The organism is Moorena sp. SIO4A1 (assembly GCF_010672065.1).
GTDB lineage: Bacteria > Cyanobacteriota > Cyanobacteriia > Cyanobacteriales > Coleofasciculaceae > Moorena.
On sequence record NZ_JAAHHX010000139.1, the window covers coordinates 1 to 6,060 of the forward strand.

Below are 6,060 nucleotides of genomic sequence, written 5' to 3' on the forward strand. Positions count from 1 at the left end.
GTGGATTGGTCATTGTCGGTAATGGTGAAAGTGGCACTGGGAGTCTCACCTAATTGATAGTCGGGACTATTCTCAAGGGTAATAATTACAGTTTCTTCCCCTTCTACTATTCCATCGGCGATTGGGGTGAGCTTGAGATCTACTGACTCCTGACCTTCTGGAATAGTAACGGTACCGGTTAGGATGGGCTTGTAATCTGAGGAGCTAGCGGTGCCACTGACCGTGTAAGTTACCTCTAGGCTTTGACTAATGTCTCCGGTACGGGTGATGGTGATACCACCACTTTTTGGCACAGTTTCGGCTAATGTGCCATCAGTAGGGGTAATGGTAAGTTCAGGAAAAGTAATAACTGGGCCAGCTTCCAGTGCTGGTGTTATTTCAATAACGTCTATTCGTGCTAGTTCATAGGTTTGATTCCCCAAACTATCTGCCACGGCAGAGATTTCAATCTGATCCCCTGGAGCCAGTTCTACGTCTTTAAAGACAGGATTAGGATTGGATAAACCATCAAATATAGAACCAGTCAAGCCGATATAATTACCAGAATTGGGTGTGTCTATGGGTGGATTGTCCTGTTCTCCTGGGTTTTTATTGAAAATATATCTACTAATCGGGATATCGTTGACACGAAGTGTCAGGGTAGATCGGCCATCTGATTCATCAAAATAGGCAATCTTAAAATTATAGTTACCAGCAGGACCGTCATCTTCTGTCCAGGTTAAACGAATGAATCCTTGTTCAGTAGTATTGGTTTTGGGAATCTCGATAGCTTGACCACCGGAAGCAATGTCACTATCAAAAACTATGTAGTTTTCTAAACTCAGCCTAGTTGTGTCTTCTGCCTCAAATGTTGGCATAATTACTATTATCCTCTCCTTTTTAGGGAATAGGGAACAGGGAATAGGGAACAGTAGGAAAGAGATCCGAGTAGTTTTTGGTGTTATGGAAAATTAGTATTGGAGTTTATGCTCTATAGCAAAGGGAGTAGGGAGTAGGGAACAGCAGATCTGGATCCAAAAATTATCACAATTACTACAGGAATTGCTAAATCCCAATTACTAGATTGGATCTGAAACTTTGGGTAATCGAAATCTTATTCACTTTCAATTAAATAAATTAAGAAATTTCTCATGCTTCTTATTGGACAATAGCTAAAACTAGACTTCATAAGAATTATCTAAATTGTCTAAAAAAAAAATTACATTACTATAGATGACATAATTATGATTCCATGTCACTATAAAACTCCTTGCTTAATCAAATCTTTACAGTTTTTTTTACGGATTTATTAAAGTCTTCACTTTTATAGCAGTCGCCAGGGCAGGCGCGGACATGACAAAAGTCTCAAACCTAAGTAAGCGCAAGAGTTTGACTTCTGACTTCTGACTTCTGACTTCTGACTTCTGCTATAGAGCTCTCGTTTACATCTTTATATGTTGGATAGAAGAGAAGGAAAACGGCCAAGAGGCAGAGTTCAGGAAGGGAGGAATAAAATAGAGACTTTGCGGCAGTATTCAATCGGGTTTGTGATCAATCCCAGGCTACCGGAATTGATATAATGGGGTGATGTAAGCTATCAGCTAATGTGCTATGCACACGCTACTTGAGGTGCTATCAGCTGATAGCTTACGTTGTTTACTTGAGGTCTGATCAACAGACGTTTCTTGTGGCCTTCTTAAAGGATAATGTGCTACTTCTGAGTAATGGGCTGCTGGACACAGTTGAGCATGCGCAGAGTAGCAGCAGCGGCATAGTTCCGGCGTGCTTCAGAATTGGGGAAGAAAGCGTTACCCCTTTCGTTTAGGGGAGATGCAACTTGGCAGTAGGCAGACATTTCAGAAATCAGAGCGACAGCCCAGTGACCTTCGGTGTCGGAAAATTGTGTGACTGACCCATTAGAAACGAGTACCCCTGGCTGACCTTGGAGGTTTTTGGCAAATTCAGCAGCTTTTTTTTGTACTGCCATCAATTCGGCACGAGTTACGGACTTATTTGGTCGAAAGGTGCCATCAGGATAGCCACTAACAATATTATTGTCCCTCGCCCATTGAATTTTGGCAGCACTCCAGCGCCCAGCCTCAACATCTTGATAGGGCCTTCCTGATGCTTGAGTGGGGACAGTAATATTAGCACCTGGCAGTTTACCTAAGCCTTCAATGACCATAGACACGAGTTGTTCTCTGGTGAGAAACCCTTGGGGTCTGAAGGTATTGTCCTGAAATCCAGCAATAAATCCCATTGCTACGGCTTTTTCAATTTCTGAGGCATAGACATCAGTAGCAATATCCCGAAATTTAGAGGTTTCTCGTGGCGGAAGTGGAGGAAGCTTGGATGGATCAGTACTTCCTGTGTTACCTAGGGGTGTGTTAGTAGCAAGGTAGACGTGACCTAGCTCTCTGCCATTGAACATTCTCTTGGCAAATTCCCAACCGGGCTGCAGAAAAATTTTCATAAAGCCCTGGCGAATACCACCAGTTCTACCGATGATTACTTCAGGAGCTTTACGATCAAGGCGGTGCTTACCCACTAGCAACAGTTCACCATTACGCTCAACAATGCTAAGGATGTAATCAAGTCCTAAGTCTTCACCCGCCATGCGCATGGAATAGCCATTGCTATCAGTACTGCGTCCGCAAATGCCAGTAAAGTCAAAGTTCAACAGCAGTGGGTCTACGATCACTGGGTTAGTACCACTCTCGCTCCAACAGGCTCGCTTGTTGGATTTTTGCTCTATGATCAGCAATTGATGGGAATTTGCGCCAAAGGGTTGAGCTACAGCAATAAACTTGCCTTGTTCAACTTGTTTTTGCTCAAAGGTAGCGGCGGAGGTTTGGTTGCCAAGACTGATTGCTGAGAAGGCAGTGGCTAGGGCAACGGTGGCGAAGGTGGCTAGTTTTTGTGGTAATTTTTGTTTTAAAGAACTCTTCATGCTACTTACCTCTGTTTTTCAGCATCTGTACTAGGCTTTTAGGATTTGTCAATTTTAAGACGACTGCTTCAAGCTATAATGATTAACTTTCAGATTAAATGTTTCTGGTTCTAATGGTTTAAGTTTTAATTTTGATTAATAAAATTTGAGCAAAAGTAGCTAAGGACACATAAGCTATCAGCTATCAGCGTGTCGCGTATCAGCTCATGGGCTACAGATGGTGCTACTTCAGGTGCTATCAGGGGCTTTAACTGCACGGGGTCGGATGAGTAAAAGGAGCAGGGTGCATCTCCTAAAAGCTGTTTGACCTGGTGGGTGGAATGGGCATCTTGTTGTGGAATGGGCATCTTGCCCGTGACAATTTTCGGAGCGGACTGTCCCAACACTGGCTACCGAGAAAATGAGGGTGAGTCCGTCCCTAAAGCACCACTAGCAACTACCGACCGTTGATTAGCTGACAGCTGACGGCTGATAGCTGAATACTTACCTAATATCAGTGTGAAGCTAGCGAAACTATCACAAGGTTTTCGAGCCTGAGGGTTATCTCTAAGCATGATGGGATCAAGGCTGAAAATCCGTCGGAGGTCGCTAGGATGTTATTTAATATTGCTGGTGTAGGGACTGGGTTAGGAATTCTAACTCTATTGGTGTTTGGGCTGTTGCAATGGTTGCACATTAGTACTGGTCATTTCCTAGATTGGATAATTGGTGTGGCTAGCTTTTGGTGGCTGTTGGTGATTGTGACAGTTCCGTGGAATGTCCACTTGGAAGCTAGGGAAGTTTTAGCAGAGGGGTCGGCTTCCAGGGCAAATGAGATTGCGGTTGACCCGAAGCAATTAAACTATGTGGAAATGATAGCTAAGCGATCGCTAACCGTAGCAATCGCCCTTCACCTGTTATCTGCTGTGGGTCTGTACATCCTTGCTGCCACTGGGATTAGTGCTGTAGGCTACGTCAGTTCGGGAGCAGCTTTGCTTTTAACTGCTTTGCGTCCAGCGGTACGTTTTTACCAGTATTTAGCAGCCCGGTTAAGGATGATCCGGCAAGAGTTTAAGTATCCTCGCCGAGATGTAATGGAACTACAGAATCGTTTTGAAGCTCTCGAAAGAACTGTCAAAGGTCTAGAAGAGAAACTAGACCCAGAAGAACCTTACTCTTGGGTGGCAACCCATCAGCGTTACTGGGAAGAGACTCGCAAAGGCTTAGCCCAACTTGAAGCATCAATGGCACAACTGGAAGCTAATAACAATGCGGAACACCAACGTTTAGCTCGGGATTCTGAAAATGCGATCGCACAATTAACTACAGATAGTCAATTTCTGGATAATGTCCGAGAAATTATCCGGTTTTTCAAGACAGCTTAGTAGTTATAGCGCAAGTCAGAAGTCAGAAGTCAGAAGTCAGAAGTCAGAAGTCAGAAGTAAACTATGACTAAGTTTTGGAGTTTAGGAATGTCAAACATCTAAATGCGTAGTGCGCTTGCAGCGCTGAGTTAGAGGGCTGCTTGAGGTGGAATCGGGAATCGGGAATCGGGAATCGGGAATCGGGAATCGGGAATCGGGATCAAAGCAAGTTAGATGCTTCATATAAACGCCTGACAACGGCGATAATTCGCTTGCCATAATCTAAGTCAGCTGACCAGCGGCCACTGAGCTGTTCAACTAAGGGAGCAATCCCTCGGGTAACGAAGCGAAACCGGGGATCGACCAAGGGTTGGACTAGGGGTTCCTGACTGGCGTAGGCTTTCAAATGTTGGATATGGGCACGTACTCCAATTCTAGCGCTAGGAAAAGTCGCTTCTTCCTCACTAGTCACTGCTCCCAAACCACCAAAATTATTTTGCTCAGGTCTAAGGCGATCGCTAAAGCGTAGGAAGTTAGTTTCTACACAAGCTTGGGCAAAGGCAATGTCATAGTTGACTCCCTCTACCGAGGCTTCTTCTCGATAGAGCCTAGCTAGGTCAGGAAACTCAGTCAGGGCGTTCTGATTATTGTTTTTAAGAAATATCTGTAACTGGACTTCGGAGGTGCTACCATGACCCATGATCCGGTCAATCAGACCTGGACAGATTTTCTGGGAAATTGAGCGCAAAATCACAGTGCGGGTAGGAGCATCCCAACCGACAAAGATGTTATATTCTCTTAGTTCAATGGCCTTAACATAAACGACTCCCCGATATTGCACACGACGGACATTGTCGGCGGTGGTCAAATCCACTCCTAGGCGATCGGCTAGGTCAATGGGAATGTAAGAATTGCTATTGATTAGAACACCTCGATCATCGTAAGTCTGATTATTGATTTTAATATCAATGATGGGATAAACGGGATTGAGTTGATCGGGTGGCTGTTCACCAGATATCAAACTACTCCATTGGGCAAGTCCATCAGCTATGCCTCTGGCCATGTCACGACGTCGATTCTGGAGCAGAGCACGGTCTTGGGGATTAGTCAGAAAGCCAACTTCGAGCAGTAGGGAGGGCAGGATAACATCACGGCAAAAGGCAAGACGCCCAACACCTGATTCCGTATCGGGTTTTGCTCCTCGATTGGGCAGTTCAGGAAGGCGTGTGATCAAATAGCGCAGCATTAGTTCACCATGCTTCTTGCGCTCAGTGTTATTGAAAATGTAAAAAGCAGAGGCACCTCGGATGTTAGGATTGGAAAAGGCATCAGCATGAATCTCTAGCGCTACATCACCAAAACCAGCACGGTCATTAATCCATTGAATTGTCTGCTTTAAACTCAATTCATCAGGAACAGATAATACTTCATACCGACGCGATCGCAATTCTGGCACCACCATATCTCGCAGCCCAATCATTTCTTCGGCTTCCGTTGTCCCACCGGCAATCGCCCCTGGGTCAAGACCACCACGTTCCATGCCACCGTGACCTGCTGAAATAAATATACGTCCCATGTCTTGCTTTTTGCCCTCAGCCCTTAATTGAGCACTTGCTGTTTCCAGGATAAGGATTTACTTTCCCTATGGCTAGGGGAAGTTCGAGATACTCTTAAACCGTAATTAATCGGGATGAACCCGTACAAAACGGTCAAGGTGCAATTTATTGTTGCCTGAGGGAGGAGTGGTCATGCAGTAATTGGAGTTAAACCTGCCACTCGTCTTTCTAG

General features: G+C 44.8%; 5 protein-coding genes and 1 pseudogene. 2 read left to right on the plus strand and 4 right to left on the minus strand.

Going from position 1 to position 6,060, the window contains the following annotated elements; genetic code table 11:
* A pseudogene (locus F6K53_RS34800) lies at positions 1-857 on the minus strand (hypothetical protein); the annotation flags it as partial.
* An 833-nt stretch (positions 858-1,690) separates the two neighbouring features.
* Positions 1,691-2,929, minus strand: coding sequence for a DUF3747 domain-containing protein (locus tag F6K53_RS34805; protein WP_293019390.1), 1,239 nt, complete (start codon positions 2,927-2,929; stop codon positions 1,691-1,693).
* 303 nt (positions 2,930-3,232) lie between these two features.
* Between F6K53_RS34805 and F6K53_RS34810 the strand changes: the two genes are divergently transcribed.
* Positions 3,233-3,379 carry a hypothetical protein gene (locus F6K53_RS34810; RefSeq protein ID WP_293019389.1) on the plus strand — a complete coding sequence of 49 codons (147 nt, stop codon included), beginning with the start codon at positions 3,233-3,235 and terminating at the stop codon, positions 3,377-3,379.
* Positions 3,380-3,522: 143 nt separating this feature from the next.
* A complete protein-coding gene (locus F6K53_RS34815; RefSeq protein ID WP_293019387.1) occupies positions 3,523-4,293 on the plus strand; it encodes a hypothetical protein in 771 nt (256 codons plus the stop codon).
* 90 nt (positions 4,294-4,383) lie between these two features.
* Here F6K53_RS34815 and F6K53_RS34820 read toward each other — a convergent pair whose 3' ends face one another.
* Both F6K53_RS34820 and F6K53_RS34825 read right to left on the minus strand, forming a co-directional pair.
* The gene (locus tag F6K53_RS34820; protein WP_293019385.1) at positions 4,384-4,515 is read right to left on the minus strand and encodes a hypothetical protein; all 132 of its coding nucleotides are present in this window, start codon (positions 4,513-4,515) and stop codon (positions 4,384-4,386) included.
* Positions 4,493-5,848 (minus strand): N-acetylmuramoyl-L-alanine amidase, encoded by a 1,356-nt coding sequence (locus F6K53_RS34825; protein WP_293066672.1) that lies wholly within the window; start codon positions 5,846-5,848, stop codon positions 4,493-4,495. Before F6K53_RS34825 ends, F6K53_RS34820 begins: the two co-directional genes overlap by 23 nt.
* Between the last annotated feature and the right edge of the window lie 212 nt (positions 5,849-6,060).